We start from the raw sequence: 18,741 nt of genomic DNA, 5'->3' as shown, positions 1-18,741 counted from the left end.
AAGAATTTTACGTTACAAAAAGCTAATCAGACGACTCACTTAAAAAGGGATTATGAAGCTTCACCGAATTTATTCTTATAGCTTTGAATATGGATAATAAACCAATTAAAGAAGATAAAAAATTAAAACGAGATTTTTTCGACTGGTCTAAAGATCATATCAGAGGGAAAAACACCAGGAATGATGCCATAGCTATGTGGATATTTATTATTATTGTCCTGACACTGGGTATTACAATGGCGATTGTGATCAACGCATCTAAAAGATAAACAATCTTATATTACTAGAATAATTCGTAGGGGTACAAATCAAAAATCAGCAGATGAATAGAATCAAGCCCCACTTTAACACTCCCCTCTAATTCCTCGCCGGTTCTTCCTTCATCCAAAAGTGATTCCAACTCCTGAAGTAAAACTATGATTTTTCTTTTCACAAAACTCCCAAATAACTCTTCAATATCTCTCTTTAACAACATAAAGCAAGATAAAAATTCTTCTAAAAAAACTATCTGTACTCCCTCAAAACAATATTTTTTCTGAATGAGCAGGGGTTTGCAGACTTGATGCCGCAGAATGCGACATCAAGTTGGGGCGGACGAAGAAAGCAACCTGCACACTTCTGCTCTTTCTTTCTTTCTTTCTTTCTTTCTTTCTTTCTTTCTTTCTTTCTTTCTTTCTTTCTTTCCCAACCACTTCCCCCGTTTGGACATAGAAAAAAAACACCTATACTAATGTGAAGGGCATTCGTTCCGAGCCTTTTCGGCGACGGCAATGTCGCCCGAACATAGTATAGGTGTTTTTTTATTGGAGAAGCTTATCCCAATCCTTCCACACCGCCTCATACCCTTTCTCCTTCAACATTTCCTTAATCTCATCCGGCGTCCTTTCATCACAAATCTCGAACTGTTCCAGCGATTCCGGTTCCACCGCATACCCTCCTGGATTCGTCCTGGACCCTGCACTCATTGAAGTAATCCCTAAACCAATAATATGATCCCGAAATACAACCGACTCCCTGGTAGAAATAGAAAGCTCCACCTCCTCATTCAACAGCCTGTAAGCACAGATCAGCTGTACCAGCTCCCTGTCAGACATTTCAACTTTAGGCTCCAGACCTCCGCTAAACGGCCTTAACCGGGGAAAAGACAAACTATACTTTGTCTGCCAGTACTTCTTTTCCAGATATCCCAGATGTAATGCCGTAAAAAACGAATCCGTGCGCCAATCCTCTAATCCGATCAGTACTCCCAACCCCATTTTATGCACTCCCGCTTTTCCTAACCGGTCGGGCGTTTCCAGCCTATATTCAAAATTCGATTTCTTTCCTTTCGGATGATGCTTTTTATAATCATCCCGGTGATACGTCTCCTGATAAACCAATACCGTATTTAACCCCAAAGGAATCAGCATCTCATAATCCTCCGTATCCAGTGGCTGTACCTCCATTGAAATCAATGCAAAATGAGGACGTAAAAGTTCCAGTACCCCTTTGAAATATTCCGTATGCACCGTATGATTTGCCTCACCAGTAACCAGCAGCACATGATCATATCCCATTTCTTTCAGCACTGCGACCTCCTGCATAATCTCTATGGGAGACAACGTTTTGCGCCTTACCTTGTTATCCAGGCTAAATCCACAATAAGTACAAATATTATTACATTCATTAGAAAGATAAAGTGGCACATATAACTGCATCACTTTACCAAAACGCTTTAAAGTAGCCAGCCTGCTCAATTGTGCCATTTGTTCCAGATACGGAGCTGCCGCAGGAGAAATCAGCGCTTTGAAATCTTCTAAAGTCCGTTTGCTATTCCCTAAAGCACGCTCTACATCCTGTGCTGTCTTTTCGTATATACTTTGCTTAGTCTGTTCCCAGCTATAAGTATTAAAAATTGTAGTGAAATTATCAGTCATCCAGAAAAGAAGTTAAAGGGCTGCTTGACACAGCATATGAATTGACAGATCCTAATTTAGCTTCAAAAGCCATCCTTCCGGCAATGACTGCAATCTTAAACGCTTCGGCCATTTTAACCGGATCTCTGGAAACAGCAATTGCCGTATTCACCAATACTGCATCCGCGCCAATTTCCATAGCTTTTGCAGCATCCGAAGGCGCACCAATTCCAGCATCCACAATAACAGGCACATTACTCTGACTAATGATAATTTCAAGGAAATCAATAGTTTTCAACCCCTTATTACTTCCTATTGGCGAACCTAAAGGCATAACCGCAGCAGTACCGGCACTCTCTAAATGCTTGCACAATACCGGGTCAGCATGAATATACGGCAACACCATAAAACCCAATTTCGCCAGTTCTTCAGTTGCTTTTAACGTCTCAATAGGATCAGGCATTAAATATTTAGGATCAGGATGAATCTCCAGCTTAATCCAGTTGGTCTGCAAAGCTTCTCTGGCCATCTGCGCTGCAAAAACAGCTTCCTTCGCATTCCTTACACCCGAAGTATTTGGTAATAAGTTAAGCTGCGGGTAATTTAACCTGCTCAATATATCGTCTTCCTCATTCTTCAGATCAACTCTTTTTAAGGCTACAGTAACCAGTTCCGAACCAGAAGCCAGCAACGCCTGCTCCATGATTTCTGCTGAGCTGAACTTTCCCGTCCCTGTAAATAAACGGGAGGTAAATACTTTATCTGCAATAGTTAACATATCGTTTGTTTTGAATTAAGGTTTAATTTCTGATAGATCAAGCCAATATTTCCAGCCAGATCAACACCCTGTGTGAGTAAACCAGAGACTGCAATTCCATAAATCCCTGTTTGAAGAATACGCGCAATATCCTGAGTTGTAATACCACCAATGGCAATAATGGGTAATTGAATACCGGCCGCACGCACTTGTTCCATCAGCTTTTGATAACCACCAAGACCAAGTACCGGGCTTAAATTTTGCTTGGTCGTGGTAAAACGGAAAGGCCCCAGACCTATATAATCCGCACCTTCCGCTACCCTTCTGCATATATCTTCAAAAGTATTTGCCGTTCCGCCAATACACTTATCCTTTCCCAGAATAGCCCTTGCCTGCGCTACAGGCATATCATTTAAACCCAGATGTACTCCATAAGCGCCAGATTTCAAAGCCAGTTCAGGATAGTCATTTACAATTAATTTTGCACCGTACTTTTCGCATAAACGACTGGCCTGAACAGCGAGTTCAAGTACAACATCTTCCGGTTGCTCCTTAACCCGCAATTGTATCCATTGACCACCTGCCTGCAATACTTTCTCAATCGCAGTAAGGTGTGTCCCATTTTCAGGGGGCTGCGATATATAATGTAACTGATCAATTAACATATCTTATAATGATTTAATCATTTTTTCAAATTCTTTTACTGCATCGGACGGGTGATTCCAAAGAGCCCCAAGAACAACGGCACCGTCAAAATTCATCCGCTGTAATTCCTGAAACAGTGCTGCTGTAACCCCTCCGATACCAAATACCTTCAGCCCTTCGGGAACAGCAGTCAGACTAAAATTCTTATCCACTATACTTTGATAACCCACTTTAGAAATACTATTAAATACTGGCCCAAAAAAAACATAATCCAGAAAGGCAGTATCTTCTGGCGGGCCCCATTCATGAACAGAACGGCTTAAATGAAAGCCATCGGTAAAAAGTTCTATTCTTTTTTTTGCGCCAGTAAGCTTCCATAGTTTTTCGGGATAATGAAGCCTGCGGATTGAAAACCTGTTTGCCAGCTCATGATGCTGATGAATAGAAATTGACCGGTAATAATCCGGATTGATCTCCTTCATCAGCTTCATAAATCCAGCCTCCTCACTTTCCGGTTTCCTGAGATGCAACAATTGAAGCCCCGCACCAAACAAAGCATTAATCAATTCGCCCTCTCCCTGAAAATAATCCGGACGTGTGACGGCTATGAGTTCCATTTACAAATATATTTCACTTCCTTTTGCTGTGAATTCGCGCGATTTATCTTCCATACCTTTCGCCAGTGCTGCAGCTTCATCCAATCCTTGTTTAACAGCATATTCCCTTACATCCTGCGTGATTTTCATCGAGCAGAAATTCGGGCCGCACATTGAACAGAAGTGAGCGATTTTAGCCCCATCCGCAGGAAGTGTTTCATCATGAAATTCTTTGGCAGTATCCGGGTCAAGTGAAAGATTAAACTGATCTTCCCATCTGAATTCAAACCTGGCTTTACTCAAAGCATTATCCCGGTATTGCGCACCGGGATGTCCTTTTGCCAGATCTGCCGCATGTGCCGCAATTTTATAAGTGATTACTCCGTCCTTTACATCTTTCTTATTTGGTAAACCCAAATGTTCCTTTGGCGTCACATAACACAACATCGCAGTTCCGTACCAACCAATCATAGCTGCACCAATTGCTGAAGTAATATGGTCATATCCAGGTGCAATATCTGTAGTCAGGGGGCCCAAAGTATAAAATGGAGCTTCCCCGCAATGTTCCAGCTGTTTCTCCATATTTTCCTTAATCATGTGCATCGGTACGTGGCCAGGACCTTCAATAATAGTCTGTACATCATGTTTCCAGGCAATTTTTGTCAGTTCACCTAATGTCTCCAGCTCTGCAAACTGTGCAGCATCATTGGCATCAGCCAAACATCCAGGCCTTAATCCGTCACCTAATGAAAAGGCAACATCATAGGCTTTCATGATCTCACAGATTTCTTCAAAATGTGTATACAGAAAACTCTCCTGATGATGTGCTAAGCACCATTTTGCCATGATTGATCCACCTCTTGAAACTATACCCGTAATTCTTTTTGCGGTCAGCGGGATATATCTTAATAACACGCCTGCATGGATAGTAAAGTAATCAACTCCTTGCTCAGCCTGCTCAATTAATGTATCTCTAAACAGTTCCCAGGTCAGGTCTTCTGCTTTACCGTTTACTTTTTCAAGCGCCTGATAAATTGGAACTGTACCGATTGGAACTGGTGAATTCCGGATAATCCACTCTCTTGTTTCATGGATATTCTTACCAGTTGATAAATCCATAATGGTATCCGCACCCCAGCGGCATGCCCACACCGCTTTTTCAACTTCTTCCTCAATACTGGAAGTCACTGCCGAATTACCAATGTTTGCATTAATCTTAACCAGGAAATTCCGGCCGATAATCATGGGTTCAGATTCAGGGTGGTTGATATTCGATGGAATAACGGCTCTTCCACAAGCTACTTCCTGACGTACAAATTCTGGTGTAATAAATCCCTTAGGTGTATTGGCACCGAAGCTATTTCCTGCATGCTGATGGCTCATCGCTTCAGCCTGCTCCCCTTTTTCGTTATTCCAAAGTTCTATTCTTTGATTTTCTCTGATTGCGATATATTCCATTTCGGGAGTAATGATCCCTTTTCTGGCATAGTGCATCTGAGATACATTCTGTCCAGCTTTTGCACGGTATGGCTGATGCTGAAAAGAGAAACGCAATTGATCTAGTGAAGGATCTGCCAATCGCTGTGCACCATAAGCAGAGGTAATCTGATCCAGTTTTTCTACATCACCTCTATCGGTCACCCAACGTTCCCGGATTCGCGGCAAGCCCGCTTTAACATCAATATGCGCATTCGGATCTGTATAAGGCCCGCTGGTATCATAAACTGTTACGGACGGATTTTTCTCTGTCAGGCCAAAACCATTATGTATTTTGGTTTCGCTAAGGCTGATTTCACGCATGGCCACTTCAATAGCATGAAGCTCGCCTTTTACAAAAACTTTACGGGAAGCCGGGAAGGGCTCCCTGCTGATGACCTGGCCATCTGGAATTTTTTCTACTTTCATCGTTATGTGATTTTGTTAGGTTGCAAACAGAAATTAATGGATTATCCTCCTTGAGTTGCTTTGATGAGCATGACCTGATCTCCGGGTTGAAGATGGTATACAGACCAGTCAGATTTAGAGACGACTGACTGATTAACAGCCACCGCAATACCGCTTCCTGAAACCTGCAAAACTGCAGTTAAAAGTTGTATTACAGAACATGAACCTGCAATAGAATAAGTTTGATGATTTACAGTAATTTCCATTCTTTTCATTTTTAATAACGATAGGAATGACCTGTATAAGGAATGAAAAACCAGCAACATAGTTGTGGCCTTACTTTTCCCTTCGGCAGTACTAACTGCATCAGGTTCAAAGGGTATATCTCAGCACAAGGCACCCCTAAAGTTTTTTGTAAACCTATAACATTTTTAATAAGAAAAGAAATTTATTAAAAAATCCTCTTCAAAAAGCATAACTTCTCTTGTCACTTTTACATTACAAACATCAGATGTATGATGCGATTACATACCTTTGAAACATCAGATGTTTAATTCACGAAAGCGATAGGGTTAAAATACTTATTAAACCCCAGGATCAATAATTATTTTAACCCTCAAAGGCTCCATCTGACAAGAAAGATAATAGCTAACACAGATGAAAAGAATCAATTTATCAGACAAAGTAATCGCTGCCCTCAAAAGCGATATCACCTCTGGCAAACTAAAAAAAGGCACAAAAATCCCATCAGAACCTGAACTGATGGAACGTTATGAAGTTGGCCGTTCTACGATCAGGGAAGCGATAAAAACCCTTGCGATCTCCGGCATCCTTAAAGTACAGCAAGGTTCAGGTACTTTTGTCGCCTCAAAAATAAAAGAGGAAACTCTTGCGCAGCGTCTGCGCCGGGCAGACTTTGAAGAAATTAATACCGTTCGTTCCTTACTCGAAAAAGAAATTGTAAAACTTGCCTGTCTGAACAGAACTGAAGAAGATCTGGCTGCGATGCAAAATCATCTTTTGCAACGAAAAAAAGCTATCGATACCGATCAGCAGCAAAAATGCACAGACGCAGATATAGCATTCCACGTCAGCATTGCGAAAGCTTCAAAAAACAAAGTATTAATTGACCTGTATCAGAACTTCACCTCAGTAATCCGCGATTTTTTCACTAAACGCAAAGAGCAAAATATGGTCTACTTTTCCAGGAGCCAGGTATGGCATGAAGAACTGGCAACTGCGATTGTGAACAGGGATCAGGCCGCGGCAGAACAGCTCATCAAAACTTTACTAGATAACAATTACTAAAAACTATCATTAATCATACAACTCATGACAATTTTAACCTTTACCCTGATCCTGTTATTGGGGGCTTATCTTGCAGGACTTGCTGGTTCACTAACTGGTTTAGGCGGCGGGGTGGTAATTATACCCTTGCTGACCCTATTTTTTCATGTTGATATCCGCTACGCAATCGGTGCAGCACTCGTCGCTTCGATCGCCACCTCTTCCGGCTCTGCAAGTGCCTATGTGAAAGAAGGTATTACCAATATCCGCCTCGGGATGTTCCTGGAGATTGCAACGACTGCAGGCGCAGTAATGGGAGCCATTCTGGCGATTTATACTCCTGTTAACATTGTAGCGATACTATTTGGTGTTACTTTGATTTTTTCTGCGGCAATGACCTTAAGAAAGAAACATGAAGGTGCATTGGCAGAAGGGAGTAAACTTTCCTACCTGCTCAAATTAAATAGCAGTTATCCTGCAAAAGAGGGTATAGTAGACTATAAACTAAAAAACATAGGTGGCGGATTCTCTATTATGACCCTTGCCGGGATGCTTTCAGGATTATTAGGAATAGGATCTGGTGCTTTAAAAGTACTAGCGATGGACAGTGCCATGCGTGTTCCTTTCCGGGTAAGTACGACCACCAGTAATTTCATGGTTGGGGTAACTGCGGCTGCAAGCGCAGTGGTGTATCTGCAAAGAGGCTACATCGACCCTGGCATTGCCTTTCCAGTAATTATCGGTGTACTTGCGGGTGCTTTTACAGGTTCAAAGCTACTGATGAAGATCGACGTCAAATGGTTGAAGATCATCTTCAGTTTTGCGATTACCGCTATCGCCCTCAACATGATTTACAATGGTTTTAATCATAAATTCTAGGAAACATGACTAACAGTAAAGAAACTAAAAAAGTAACTGACTACGATATGCAACAGCTGATCGGTCAGGTTTTAAGATATGGTGTATTCATCTCAGGAGCGGTTGCCATCATCGGCGGAACCTGGTATCTATTCCAGCAAGGCTCGGGTCTTCCTGACTACGGCACATTTCATGGAGAAGGCGAAGGTTATACCAGCCTGACAGGGATCATTAAAGGATTAGGCGAAGGAAGTGCAAAAGAAATCATCCAGTTAGGTGTGGTTATTCTGATTGCGACCCCGATTATAAGAATTGTATTTTCACTGGTCGCCTTTGCACTGGAAAAAGATAAGCTATATGTATTAATCACGCTGATTGTGTTGTCAATTATCCTGTTCAGCACATTCGGGGGATTGAGTATTTAAGCGGGTGAGTATTCAAACCTGATGCGCGTATCGTTCTGATACGCGCATTAGATTATATAGTTTTAACTGCTGCCTGTCTGCTTTTATAATAGGCAAAGATACCGGTAGCAGTTATTCCTATTAACCCTTCGATTAATACTGCCGGTCTTGGGCCAATCAAATGAGCAACCCAGCCAATCAATAAACTACCCACAGGAATCAGTCCCTGGTAAGCCATTACGTAATAGCTGATTGCACGTCCCCGCATTTCTGGAACTGCATGTGTTTGAATATAAGTATTAATAGCTGAGGATTGCGCCATCATACCCACTCCGGATATTCCCATAAATAATAAGGCAACAGGCAATTGTGGTGCAAAAGCAAGGAATAATAAACTACCTCCCAATACAGCTCCTGCAATAGTTGTTAATTTAATCAGGGTACTGCTATCTTTTAAATTGGCCAGATAAATGGCACTGATAATTGAACCCAGCCCCGCTGCACTTTCAAACCAGCTGAAAGTTTTAGCATCTCCATCGAAAATATCTTTAGCAAAGATTGGCATCAGTGTGTTGAAAGGGATTACAAAAAGACTGCTGACCCCGATCATCATGAGCATGCTGCTCAGTTCTTTATCTCCTGTTACATACCTGAAACCTTCTTCCAGTTCCACCCAAATGCTTTTAGTTGATTTAGTAATCATCTGCACTGGTAAACGCATCATGAATAAACAGATCAGTACCGGAATATAGCTTAAGAAATTCCCCAGAAAACAAATGTCTGTACCAAAGGTACTCAGGATAATCCCTGCAACTGCAGGGCCTGCAATACGTGCAAAATTGGCCATGGAAGAGTTCAATGCAATCGCATTAGGCAAATCATTTTTATCATTTACCATCTCTACCATCAGTGACTGTCTGCAGGTTACATCAAAAGCATTGACAATCCCCTGCACCAGGCTCAATCCGATAATAAAAAGAATATTATTATATCCAAAATAGATAATGGCCGCCAGTGCTCCTGCCTGGATCATAGAGACCACCTGTGTAATCACCAGAATATGGTACCGGTTATGCCTGTCGACCAGACTACCTGCATAAGGTGATAAAATCAACGAAGGAATCAAACTTACAAAACCTACTACCCCTAGTAAAACTGCCGATCCCGTGAGCTGATAAACCAGCCAGCTGACCGCCGTCTTTTGCATCCATGTGCCTATAAGGGATATTGATTGTCCATAAAAGAAGAGTTTGAAATTACGTGATTTTAACGACCGGAAAACATTCATGATATTATTTTACAATTTTGAAGAGCCTCTCTGTATTTACTGTGATAATTCTCTCAGGAGCAGCTTCATCAGAAAGACCGATACAAATTTCGGCATAAACTATCTATTTATAAAATTGATAGTTTTAATGATATTGATTAGTTTTAACGATCGATTATGGAAATCAGACAACTTAACTATTTTATTAAAGCCGCAGAACTCCTGCACTTTACAGAGGCAGCGGCAGCCTGCTTCGTTACTCAATCCACTTTGTCTCAGCAAATCAAACAACTTGAGGAAGACCTGGGTATGCTGCTGTTTGACCGGATGGGCAAACAGGTAAAGCTAACAGAAGCCGGTAACGTATTTCTGACACATGCCCATCAAATCATGCTGGATATTAAGAAATCCCGGCAGGCCATCTTTGAACTCGCCAATATGGTGAACGGAGAACTGAAAATCGGGGTAACCTATGCCTTCAGCTCCCTGCTATTACCTGCCCTCACCCCTTTCTCCGAAAAATACCCTGGTATCATGATCCACATTGAATACGGAACAGCTGGTGAACTGGAAAATAAACTTAAAATGGCAGATCTCGATATCATCCTGGCCTTCCATGAGCAGCGCGACAGCAGTGGCTTTGAAATGCAGCCTGTATTCTCTTCCAAAATTGTCATGGGTATCTCCAAAGAAAACCCTTTGGCAAAACTGCCTAAAATCTCTTTAAAAGAACTCGGAAAACTAGACCTGATTCTTCCCAGCAAAGGCTTTAGTTCCCGGGATTTATTTGATGAAATCTTTAGAAAAAACAATATTATACCCAATACAAGAATCGAAATGAACGATGTGCATTCTCTGCTATCTATGGTTGAATCCGGGAACTGGGCAACGATTATTAATGAAAAGGCAATCAGTACATGGGAAAATATTGCTGCTGTACCGATTTCAGATAAAAAACTTTACAAACAAGCTTTCATCCTCTGGCAAAAAGGGGTATACCGTAAAAAATCAGCCATGTTATTTGTGGAAGAATTTATGAAAGTAGTGTAATCAAAGGAGTAGGCAAAGACAAGATCGCCTGAACATAGCATACTCCTTTTTTTACGTTCCAGGAACGCGCAGAAAATTATTTCAGCAGCGATAAACGGTACTGAAAAATATCTTCGATAGAAACTACAGTAGACTTATACTTATCCGCAAAAACAGAAATCTCAGCCAGCCTTGCCATCGTACCATCCTCATTAGTCAGTTCACAAAGAACCGCTACAGGTCTGAATCCCGCCAGCACCACTAAATCAATGCTTCCTTCAGTATGACCACGTCTGCCGAAAACCCCATCCTCATTCGCCCTTAAAGGGAAAACATGACCAGGTCTGGAAAGATCCCCCGGCTTGGCCTGATCAGCAATAGCCGTTCTGATTGTCTGTAAACGATCCGCTGCAGAAACCCCGGTAGTTACCCCCTCTTTAGCCTCAATAGATACCGTAAACGGTGTATGATACTTACTCGTATTCACCTGTACCATAGGCTGCAACTCTAAAGCATCAACTTGAGCAGGCTTCAAACAAAGACAAATAATACCACTGCACTCCCTGATCATTAAAGCCATATCTGATACCGTCATAGACTCCGCAGGAAAAATCAGGTCACCTTCATTCTCTCTGCTCTCATCATCTACAACCAGTACCCCTTTACCCTTTTTCAGGCAGTCCAGCGCATTTTCAACTCTTTCCTTAAACCCTTTTCCGAAACGGGACAGCTCGTAATGATCTTCCATATATTATAATTTTTTTGACCGTGCAAAGGTGAATAATTAAACTTTCAATTCAAATGCAAAGCAAACAAATCGTTCTGCGAAGAAATCTGCAGACTCACAAAAAAAGTAGTTCCTACATTCAACGTACTCTCTACCCAGATTCTCCCCTCCTGTAACTCAATAAACTCCTTACACAAAACTAATCCTAACCCGACACCCTTCTCCTGGTTCGTCCCGTAAGTACTTTGTGAATTCAACGAAAAAATACGGTCAAAATCAATCTTATCAATTCCGATTCCCGTATCCTGTATCTTAATCCAGCACTCTTTACCATGCACCTCAGAAGAAATCGTAATTTGTCCGCCCGGCGGCGTAAATTTAATTGCATTATTCAGCAAATTGCGCACAATCAGCTCCAGCATATCATTATCCGCAATCACATGCAAATTCGGCAGAAGCTTATTGTTCAAAATCAAGCCCTTCTCCTCCGCCAAACTTGTCTGTAAAAGTAACGTTGTTTCCAGCGCCCACTCCAGGTTCAGTACAAGCAATTTCACACTCGCCCCCTCCATCTGCGTTTTACTCCACGAAAGTAAATTAATTAACATCTGCCCCGTATACTTCGTTTCCCTCAGCAAACTCAAATTTATATTTCGTTTCTCCTCTTCTTCAATCTCAAACTCCATAGAAATCTCCAGGAAACTCTGGATAGAATTCAGCGGCGACCTGAGATCATGCGCCAGGATAGAGAACAACTTATTTTTCGACTGATTAGCAATCTCCAGCTGTTCAGCCCGTTTTTCTGCCAGTAACCTCTCCCGGTTATAACTCTTGATAATACTCGTCAGAATGAAATAAATGATAATTAAAGTAAAGAAATATACATAACCAAAATCCAGATGTCTGCTCTGATTATCCTCGTAATTAACAGGTACCGACTCCGGATATCGATATTGAAAAAAAATAAGGCTAACCGCCACCATAATATTGACAGTCATCCATGCAAAGCGCTGGCCTTTAGGAACAATACTGATCACTAAAAAGAAGAAAAGCAAGTAAATTATTAGCCCCGGACCATTAATGCCGGAGTTCTTCAGAAAAAAAACAATAAACAGCAAGTTACCAAGGACACAAAAAATGGTGACTGCAAGATTAAGCTTGTACCTGAATTTTGATAAATAGTAAACCAAGCCAACAAAGAACACAGCAGGCACCAGCAAGATTGATAAAGTGTATAAACCTATCAGATAATTAAAAATGATGCTGCAAATAAAAAGCAGACCAGTAAAAATGCAGGCAGTATGAAATATGATTGCTTCCAGCGTATGGGTCTCAGGACTCCCCATAAGTTGTGACCATAACTGCATTTTATCTGTTTTCATCAATAGTAAAATTGTTTCTCGGTTGTGATGAAGCTATCATTTACTCAATTCATGATATATTCTGCTGCAAATTACAGTCTCTCCTATAATAAGAGTCTGGGGTGAGCAATAGTTTTTAATTTCACGAAATAAAATATAAAGTTATGGAAATAAAAGTGACATGCGTCACTTTTTAAGGTTTCTGCAATCATTTTACTATTGAGATTATGACCCCATTTTTGGAGGAAAGAATTTTCAGTATGAAAGAAACAAATACCTTAACCGTGGAAACGCATTGTTTTCACTGTGGTGATCAACTTCCAGAAAAGCCGTACGCAGCAGATGATAAGCAATTTTGCTGCCTGGGCTGTAAAGGCGTTTATCAAATTCTTTCTAACCACAATCTTTCCAGCTATTATCTCTATAATGACGTACCTGGGAGCCCTCAGAAGCAGAAAACCTTACATTTCGACTATTTAGATGAACCCGGAATTGCTGCTGAACTGGTAGATTATACCGATGCAAAAGTTACTGTAATTACATTTTTTATTCCGGTAATCCATTGCAGTTCCTGCATCTGGCTGCTCGAACATTTACATAAAATCAATCCTGCGATTGCACAGTCACGCGTAGATTTTCTAAAAAAGCAAGTCGGTATTACTTTCAGAAACCAGGAAATCTCACTCCGCAAAGTTGTAGAAAATTTAAGTGCAATTGGCTATGAACCCCTGATTAGCTTACAGGATATGATCAAAAAACAGCAAACTGATCATTCCGAACGTAATCTTTTGACTAAAATTGCAGTAGCAGGATTCTGTTTTGGCAATGTAATGTTATTGAGCTTTCCAGACTATTTTGGTTTAAATAGCCTGGAACAAGACTTCAAAAACTTCTTCGGCTGGATCAACCTTGCCTTCGCCATTCCTGTACTGCTCTATAGTGCCAGAGATTATTTTATCTCAGCCTGGACAAATCTCCGAAATGGCGTTCTAAACCTCGATTTCCCATTAGCGCTGGGTATAGCGGTCATGTTTATCCGTTCTGCTTATGAAATCATTACCCAAACCGGCGCCGGCTTTGTAGACACCTTATGCTCACTCGTATTTTTCCTGCTGATTGGTAAGTGGATGCAGAAACGCACCTATCACTATCTCTCTTTTGAACGCGATTTCCGCTCTTATTTCCCTGTTGCAGTGACACAGTTAAAGGATGGCAAAGAAAAGCCTCTCCCTTTAAATGAGTTGAAAACCGGTGACCGCATTCTGATCCGCAGCAACGAAATTATTCCTGCCGATGCTATCTTATTAAAAGGAGAGGCCAAACTTGATTTCAGTTTTGTAACCGGAGAATCTATTCCGGTAGAAAAAGTTTTAGGAGAGATCGTTTACGCAGGAGGAAGACAGCTTCATGGCGCAATTGAATTAGAAGTAGTTAAACCTGTTTCTCAAAGCTATTTAACCAAATTATGGAACAATGAAGCCTTTTCCGGCGAAAGAGATCCGATCAAGACTTTCAGTGATACTGCCAGCCGGCACTTTAGCATTGTCCTGGTAGCTATAGCCCTTTCAGCAGGCCTGTACTGGGTAAATACCGATATCAATAAAGCCGTGGCTGCATTTACAGCAGTGCTGATTATTGCCTGTCCCTGTGCATTGGCATTAAGCTCCCCTTTTACTTTGGCCGCAGTACTCAGCATTTTTGATAAAAACAAATTCTATTTAAAAAACACATCAGTCATAGAAGAACTTGCCCGGGTCAATACGATCGTCTTTGATAAAACCGGAACAATTACCAACCCTGAGGCCAAAGGTTTTGAGTTTAATGGGAAGCTTGATCAGTATGAGCGCCAGTTAGTTTTTGATCTGGCCAGAAATTCAGGACATCCCTTAAGCCGTGAACTTGTAAAATGGCTGGCTGAAACTCCATTATTTCAAGTAGAAAATTATATGGAAAAAGTGGGCCGCGGCATCAGTGGCTGTGTAGATGGCCATGAGGTAAAACTAGGCAGTGCCGCCTATCTGGGACTGAAAGCAGAAGATCAGGGCAGCGTAGTTCATATCCTGATTGAAAAACATTATTGCGGCTATTTCCGCTCTGCCCAGCAATGGAGAACAGGATTTAAACCCCTGGCTTTAAAATTAAGCCAGACCGCCGACCTTCATTTATTATCGGGAGATCAGGATCACGACCGGAACTCGCTGACTCCATTTTTTCCAAGAGTACAACAATTACATTTCCAGCAAAGCCCGCAGCAAAAACTGGATTATATTCTTCAGCTGCAACAAAACAACGCTAAAGTTATGATGCTGGGTGATGGTTTAAATGATGCCGGAGCTTTAAAGCAAAGTAATTTAGGTGTAGCGGTCACAGACGATATCAATAACTTTTCACCAGGCTGCGATGCCATCCTGGATGGTGCTGCTTTTCAAAAAATCCCGCAGTTCATCAAACAGGCAAAAGATGCAGTAAAGGTCATCCATATGAGTTTCGGTATTTCTCTGCTTTATAATGCGGTGGGTTTATTATTTGCGGTACAAGGATTACTCTCTCCTTTAATGGCCGCGATACTCATGCCGATGAGCACAATCACTATTATTTTATTCACCAGTTTAACTGCCCGGTTTTACGCCCGTAAAAACAAATTATTATGAACATGATCTATATGCTGATTGGTTTCAGTATCCTATTGGCATTGCTATTTCTGCTCGCCTTTTTCTGGGCCAGTAAATCCGGTCAGCATGATGATCTTTTTACACCTGGTGTAAGAGTACTTTTTGAAGAAGAAGAACCTCAGGGAACCAGGAACGAAGAAAAAAGTGACGAAGATCATTCCGGGAGATAACTTCTGTCACTCCACAGGATACCACCAGAAACTATTTTTACCCCCATAAACAACTACAAGTTTTTCTCATGACCGAAAAATTCCACTACGACAACAAAATCGTCAGAAACTTCGCATTAGCCACCATCATCTGGGGTATAGTGGGAATGACGATTGGACTTCTGATTGCCATGCAGCTGTTCAAGCCTGCCATGAACATGGGTTCCCAATACACAACTTTCGGCCGCATCAGGCCATTACATACCAATGCGGTAATTTTTGCATTTGTAGGTAATGCCATTTTCATGGGTATTTACTATTCCCTGCAACGACTTCTCAAAGCCAGGATGTACAGCGATATCCTCAGCAAGATACATTTCTGGGGCTGGCAGCTGATCATTATTGCGACAGTAATTACCCTTCCTTTAGGACTAACCACTTCACATGAATATGCAGAAATGGAATGGCCGATCGATATTGCCATTACCATCATCTGGGTAGTGTTTGGTTACAATATGTTCGGTACCATTATTAAAAGACGGGAGAAACACATGTATGTGGCAATCTGGTTTTATATTGCAACTTTTGTTACGGTCGCGGTACTTCATATTGTTAACTCTATCCAGTTACCAGTCTCTGCTTTTAAAAGTTACTATGTTTACGCAGGTGTACAAGATGCACTGGTACAGTGGTGGTATGGGCATAATGCGGTTGCGTTCTTCCTGACCACTCCTTACCTGGGTATGATGTATTACTTTCTGCCTAAAATGGCAAATCGTCCTGTCTATTCTTATAAATTAAGTATCCTGCATTTCTGGTCACTTATTTTCATTTATATCTGGGCAGGCCCTCACCATTTATTATATACTTCTCTGCCTTCCTGGGCACAGTCTTTAGGAGTAGCTTTCTCGGTAATGCTGATTGCTCCAAGCTGGGGTGGTATGATTAACGGGCTGCTGACTTTACGTGGCGCATGGGACAAAGTAAGAGAAGATCCAAAACTGAAATTTATGGTTGTAGGTTTAACAGCCTACGGTATGGCGACTTTTGAGGGGCCTATGCTTGCCTTTAAACAGATTAATGCAATTGCACACTATACCGACTGGATAGTAGCCCACGTACACGTTGGTGCTTTAGGCTGGAATGGATTTTTGACCTTCGCTATTTTATACTGGTTGATTCCAAGGATTTACAATACCACTTTATACTCGGTCAAACTAGCTTCTTTCCACTTCTGGATTGGTACACTGGGAATTATTTTTTACGCTGTTCCTTTATACTTTGCCGGATTTACGCAGGGACTGATGTGGAAAGAGTTTACACCAGAAGGTTTGTTGAAATATCCTAACTTCCTGGAAACTGTACTGCAGATTATACCCATGTACGTGATGAGAGCCATTGGTGGTGCCTTATACCTCACAGGTGTGATCGTGATGACCTATAACCTGGTCAAAACAATGAAAGCTGGTCAGCTGGTAGCGAATGAAGCTGCCGAAGCACAGCCTTTACCTCCGGTTTATGTGGCGCAGGGCGATGACAAGAAATTACACCGCATGCTGGAACGCAAACCAATGATCTTTATGGTGCTTTCTCTGATTGTGATTTTGATTGGCGGAATGATTGAGATGATGCCAACTTTTACCATTAAATCTAACATTCCGACGATAGCAAGTGTAAAACCATATACGCCACTGGAATTACAAGGACGTGATGTTTATATCAGAGAGGGTTGTGTGAACTGTCACTCTCAGATGATCCGTCCGTTCCGCTCTGAAACTGAACGTTACGGGGAATACAGTAAAGCAGGAGAGTTCGTTTATGATCATCCGTTTTTATGGGGTTCAAAACGTACAGGACCAGATTTGCAGCGTGAAGGTGGTAAATATGGTAACGCATGGCATTATAATCACCTGTACGATCCGCAAACGATGTCTCCTGGTAGTATTATGCCTCCATACGAATGGCTGGCTGAGCAAAAACTGGATACGACTACAACACGTGTAAAAATCAATGCGATGCGGACTTTAGGCGTCCCTTATGAAAAAGGTTATGAGCACCAGGCCAATGCCGATTTAGAGCAGCAGGCCAAAGCAATAGCTGCCGATTTACAACAGAACAATATTAAGGTAAAAAGTGATAAGGAGATCATCGCGATCATCGCTTACCTGCAACGCCTTGGAACTGATATTAAAGCCAAATAAAGCAAAACATGTTTAAGCAATTTTTAGATAAGGTTGATGGAAACCAAGGGTATCTGCTCAGCTCACTCGGCATCTTCATGCTATTTTTCTTACTGGTCGGCGTGTTATTGCTGACCATGAAAAAAGACGATATAAAATATATGAGCGAACTCCCTATAAAAGACGATCAGGATGAAAGAGGTAATTAACAGCAACTGGTCTACTGGAAGTACATCTGCTGATATTGTGATTGGTTTAATGCTTATCACTGCAGTTATGATCCTTTGCGTAGCCATATTAATGCTCAAAGTGATTAAGTTTTATGTGAAGGAATCTGTCAATCCGACTCCTTTTGCAACGCCAGAGGAAAAAGAAAAAAGGAGACTGGAGCAACAAGCATTACAAGCGATCAAGGATAAAAAACCTTCTATCTGGACTAAGCTGATGCAGCTGAAACCACTGGAAGAGGAGAAAAACCTGGTCATGGAACATAAGTTTGACGGGATCGCAGAATTGAATAACCCTACGCCTGCCTGGTTTATGATCTTGTTTTATGGAACGATCATTTTCGCAATTGGTTATCTGCTAACTTATGACGTACTGGGTTTCGGCAAATCACAGGAAGAAGAATATATCGCAGAAATAGAGCAGGCAGCAGAGTCGAAAGTTGCTTTCCTGGCTAACCCGGCAAATGTGAAGAATGCAGTCAATGAAAATAATATGGAACAAAGCAAGGATGAAGCCGTCATTAAAAATGGCGCGTCATTGTTTGCCAACCGCTGTACGCCTTGCCATGGAGAACATGCAGAAGGTTTGGTTGGCCCCAACCTGACCGATGAATATTGGTTACATGGCGGAAAAGCAAAAGATGTTTTCAAAACGATCAAGTACGGTGTTCCGGAAAAAGGAATGATTGCCTGGGAAAAATCACTCAGTGCGCAACAGATATCGGACTTAACGAATTACGTTTTGTCGCTCAAAGGAACAAAACCTGCGGGAGCGAAAGCCCCACAAGGAAACAAAGAATAAG

At 41.6% G+C, this 18,741-nt stretch carries 20 protein-coding genes and 1 riboswitch; of the genes, 10 read left to right on the top strand and 10 right to left on the bottom strand.

The features are described from left to right. The first annotated feature begins 89 nt into the window (after positions 1–89). Positions 90–269, top strand: coding sequence for a hypothetical protein (locus tag AB3G38_RS21915; RefSeq protein ID WP_367865837.1), 180 nt, complete (start codon positions 90–92; stop codon positions 267–269). A gap of 14 nt (positions 270–283) precedes the next feature. Here the strand turns inward: AB3G38_RS21915 and AB3G38_RS21910 are convergent, their stop codons facing one another. The 7 genes from AB3G38_RS21910 to thiS form a co-directional block, all read right to left on the bottom strand. Continuing rightward, positions 284–475: a hypothetical protein gene (locus AB3G38_RS21910; RefSeq protein WP_367865836.1), complete on the bottom strand. Its 192-nt coding sequence runs from the start codon at positions 473–475 to the stop codon at positions 284–286. Between the two features lie 325 nt (positions 476–800). Continuing rightward, on the bottom strand, positions 801–1,916 hold the full coding sequence (gene thiH, locus AB3G38_RS21905) for a 2-iminoacetate synthase ThiH (protein ID WP_367865835.1): 1,116 nt from the start codon (positions 1,914–1,916) through the stop codon (positions 801–803). Continuing rightward, positions 1,909–2,673, bottom strand: coding sequence for a thiazole synthase (locus tag AB3G38_RS21900; RefSeq protein ID WP_367865834.1), 765 nt, complete (start codon positions 2,671–2,673; stop codon positions 1,909–1,911). Before AB3G38_RS21900 ends, thiH begins: the two co-directional genes overlap by 8 nt. Further along, entirely contained in the window at positions 2,667–3,317 is a 651-nt protein-coding gene (locus AB3G38_RS21895) for a thiamine phosphate synthase (RefSeq protein ID WP_367865833.1), read from the bottom strand. The genes AB3G38_RS21900 and AB3G38_RS21895 overlap by 7 nt, the downstream gene beginning before the upstream one ends. 3 nt (positions 3,318–3,320) lie before the next feature. After that, positions 3,321–3,914 (bottom strand): thiamine phosphate synthase, encoded by a 594-nt coding sequence (locus AB3G38_RS21890; protein WP_367865832.1) that lies wholly within the window; start codon positions 3,912–3,914, stop codon positions 3,321–3,323. Then, positions 3,915–5,798, bottom strand: coding sequence for a phosphomethylpyrimidine synthase ThiC (thiC, locus tag AB3G38_RS21885; protein ID WP_367865831.1), 1,884 nt, complete (start codon positions 5,796–5,798; stop codon positions 3,915–3,917). Positions 5,799–5,839: 41 nt separating this feature from the next. Further along, positions 5,840–6,043: a sulfur carrier protein ThiS gene (thiS, locus tag AB3G38_RS21880; protein WP_111634353.1), complete on the bottom strand. Its 204-nt coding sequence runs from the start codon at positions 6,041–6,043 to the stop codon at positions 5,840–5,842. 60 nt (positions 6,044–6,103) lie between these two features. Further along, a riboswitch (TPP riboswitch) is annotated at positions 6,104–6,191 on the bottom strand. Positions 6,192–6,434: 243 nt separating this feature from the next. Between thiS and AB3G38_RS21875 the strand changes: the two genes are divergently transcribed. Genes AB3G38_RS21875 through AB3G38_RS21865 form a run of 3 tightly spaced genes read left to right on the top strand, consistent with a single transcriptional unit; the run spans position 6,435 to position 8,347 of the window. Beyond that, the gene (locus AB3G38_RS21875; RefSeq protein WP_367865830.1) at positions 6,435–7,085 is read left to right on the top strand and encodes a FadR/GntR family transcriptional regulator; all 651 of its coding nucleotides are present in this window, start codon (positions 6,435–6,437) and stop codon (positions 7,083–7,085) included. A gap of 24 nt (positions 7,086–7,109) precedes the next feature. After that, on the top strand, positions 7,110–7,943 hold the full coding sequence (locus AB3G38_RS21870) for a sulfite exporter TauE/SafE family protein (RefSeq protein WP_367865829.1): 834 nt from the start codon (positions 7,110–7,112) through the stop codon (positions 7,941–7,943). A gap of 5 nt (positions 7,944–7,948) precedes the next feature. Continuing rightward, positions 7,949–8,347: a DUF1634 domain-containing protein gene (locus AB3G38_RS21865; RefSeq protein ID WP_367865828.1), complete on the top strand. Its 399-nt coding sequence runs from the start codon at positions 7,949–7,951 to the stop codon at positions 8,345–8,347. A 52-nt stretch (positions 8,348–8,399) separates the two neighbouring features. Here the strand turns inward: AB3G38_RS21865 and AB3G38_RS21860 are convergent, their stop codons facing one another. After that, entirely contained in the window at positions 8,400–9,614 is a 1,215-nt protein-coding gene (locus AB3G38_RS21860) for an MFS transporter (RefSeq protein ID WP_367865827.1), read from the bottom strand. A 156-nt stretch (positions 9,615–9,770) separates the two neighbouring features. Between AB3G38_RS21860 and AB3G38_RS21855 the strand changes: the two genes are divergently transcribed. Continuing rightward, positions 9,771–10,643, top strand: coding sequence for a LysR substrate-binding domain-containing protein (locus tag AB3G38_RS21855; RefSeq protein ID WP_367865826.1), 873 nt, complete (start codon positions 9,771–9,773; stop codon positions 10,641–10,643). 76 nt (positions 10,644–10,719) lie between these two features. Here the strand turns inward: AB3G38_RS21855 and ribB are convergent, their stop codons facing one another. Both ribB and AB3G38_RS21845 read right to left on the bottom strand, forming a co-directional pair. Then, complete coding sequence (gene ribB / locus AB3G38_RS21850; RefSeq protein ID WP_367865825.1) at positions 10,720–11,370, bottom strand: 3,4-dihydroxy-2-butanone-4-phosphate synthase; 651 nt, start codon at positions 11,368–11,370, stop codon at positions 10,720–10,722. A 44-nt stretch (positions 11,371–11,414) separates the two neighbouring features. Continuing rightward, complete coding sequence (locus tag AB3G38_RS21845; protein ID WP_367865824.1) at positions 11,415–12,731, bottom strand: sensor histidine kinase; 1,317 nt, start codon at positions 12,729–12,731, stop codon at positions 11,415–11,417. A 239-nt stretch (positions 12,732–12,970) separates the two neighbouring features. Here AB3G38_RS21845 and AB3G38_RS21840 point away from each other — a divergent pair, with 239 nt between their 5' ends. The 5 genes from AB3G38_RS21840 (at position 12,971) to AB3G38_RS21820 (ending at position 18,740) form a co-directional block, all read left to right on the top strand. Then, on the top strand, positions 12,971–15,361 hold the full coding sequence (locus AB3G38_RS21840) for a heavy metal translocating P-type ATPase (protein WP_367865823.1): 2,391 nt from the start codon (positions 12,971–12,973) through the stop codon (positions 15,359–15,361). After that, the gene (gene ccoS / locus AB3G38_RS21835) at positions 15,358–15,552 is read left to right on the top strand and encodes a cbb3-type cytochrome oxidase assembly protein CcoS (protein WP_367865822.1); all 195 of its coding nucleotides are present in this window, start codon (positions 15,358–15,360) and stop codon (positions 15,550–15,552) included. Before AB3G38_RS21840 ends, ccoS begins: the two co-directional genes overlap by 4 nt. A gap of 68 nt (positions 15,553–15,620) precedes the next feature. After that, positions 15,621–17,732, top strand: coding sequence for a cytochrome-c oxidase, cbb3-type subunit I (ccoN, locus tag AB3G38_RS21830; protein WP_367865821.1), 2,112 nt, complete (start codon positions 15,621–15,623; stop codon positions 17,730–17,732). Between the two features lie 8 nt (positions 17,733–17,740). Further along, positions 17,741–17,920, top strand: a complete 180-nt coding sequence (locus tag AB3G38_RS21825) for a hypothetical protein (protein ID WP_068402726.1) — start codon at positions 17,741–17,743, stop codon at positions 17,918–17,920. Beyond that, entirely contained in the window at positions 17,904–18,740 is an 837-nt protein-coding gene (locus AB3G38_RS21820; RefSeq protein WP_367865820.1) for a cbb3-type cytochrome c oxidase N-terminal domain-containing protein, read from the top strand. Before AB3G38_RS21825 ends, AB3G38_RS21820 begins: the two co-directional genes overlap by 17 nt. The last annotated feature ends 1 nt before the right edge of the window (position 18,741 follow it).

It is taken from the genome of Pedobacter sp. WC2423 (assembly GCF_040822065.1).
Taxonomy (GTDB): domain Bacteria; phylum Bacteroidota; class Bacteroidia; order Sphingobacteriales; family Sphingobacteriaceae; genus Pedobacter.
Note: the sequence above shows the minus strand (reverse complement) of the source record. Positions and strands in the feature narration are given on the sequence as shown.

Bases quoted from the DNA above. Each gene is read 5' to 3' on its own strand.
- AB3G38_RS21845 (WP_367865824.1), bottom strand. From the start codon at position 12,731: ATGAAAACAGATAAAATGCAGTTATGGTCACAACTTATGGGGAGTCCT.
- thiS (WP_111634353.1), bottom strand. From the start codon at position 6,043: ATGGAAATTACTGTAAATCATCAAACTTATTCTATTGCAGGTTCATGT.
- thiH (WP_367865835.1), bottom strand. From the start codon at position 1,916: ATGACTGATAATTTCACTACAATTTTTAATACTTATAGCTGGGAACAG.
- AB3G38_RS21900 (WP_367865834.1), bottom strand. From the start codon at position 2,673: ATGTTAACTATTGCAGATAAAGTATTTACCTCCCGTTTATTTACAGGG.
- ccoN (WP_367865821.1), top strand. From the start codon at position 15,621: ATGACCGAAAAATTCCACTACGACAACAAAATCGTCAGAAACTTCGCA.
- AB3G38_RS21855 (WP_367865826.1), top strand. From the start codon at position 9,771: ATGGAAATCAGACAACTTAACTATTTTATTAAAGCCGCAGAACTCCTG.
- AB3G38_RS21860 (WP_367865827.1), bottom strand. From the start codon at position 9,614: ATGAATGTTTTCCGGTCGTTAAAATCACGTAATTTCAAACTCTTCTTT.
- AB3G38_RS21910 (WP_367865836.1), bottom strand. From the start codon at position 475: ATGTTGTTAAAGAGAGATATTGAAGAGTTATTTGGGAGTTTTGTGAAA.
- thiC (WP_367865831.1), bottom strand. From the start codon at position 5,798: ATGAAAGTAGAAAAAATTCCAGATGGCCAGGTCATCAGCAGGGAGCCC.
- AB3G38_RS21840 (WP_367865823.1), top strand. From the start codon at position 12,971: ATGAAAGAAACAAATACCTTAACCGTGGAAACGCATTGTTTTCACTGT.
- AB3G38_RS21890 (WP_367865832.1), bottom strand. From the start codon at position 3,914: ATGGAACTCATAGCCGTCACACGTCCGGATTATTTTCAGGGAGAGGGC.
- ccoS (WP_367865822.1), top strand. From the start codon at position 15,358: ATGAACATGATCTATATGCTGATTGGTTTCAGTATCCTATTGGCATTG.
- ribB (WP_367865825.1), bottom strand. From the start codon at position 11,370: ATGGAAGATCATTACGAGCTGTCCCGTTTCGGAAAAGGGTTTAAGGAA.
- AB3G38_RS21875 (WP_367865830.1), top strand. From the start codon at position 6,435: ATGAAAAGAATCAATTTATCAGACAAAGTAATCGCTGCCCTCAAAAGC.
- AB3G38_RS21825 (WP_068402726.1), top strand. From the start codon at position 17,741: ATGTTTAAGCAATTTTTAGATAAGGTTGATGGAAACCAAGGGTATCTG.
- AB3G38_RS21915 (WP_367865837.1), top strand. From the start codon at position 90: ATGGATAATAAACCAATTAAAGAAGATAAAAAATTAAAACGAGATTTT.
- AB3G38_RS21865 (WP_367865828.1), top strand. From the start codon at position 7,949: ATGACTAACAGTAAAGAAACTAAAAAAGTAACTGACTACGATATGCAA.
- AB3G38_RS21870 (WP_367865829.1), top strand. From the start codon at position 7,110: ATGACAATTTTAACCTTTACCCTGATCCTGTTATTGGGGGCTTATCTT.
- AB3G38_RS21820 (WP_367865820.1), top strand. From the start codon at position 17,904: ATGAAAGAGGTAATTAACAGCAACTGGTCTACTGGAAGTACATCTGCT.
- AB3G38_RS21895 (WP_367865833.1), bottom strand. From the start codon at position 3,317: ATGTTAATTGATCAGTTACATTATATATCGCAGCCCCCTGAAAATGGG.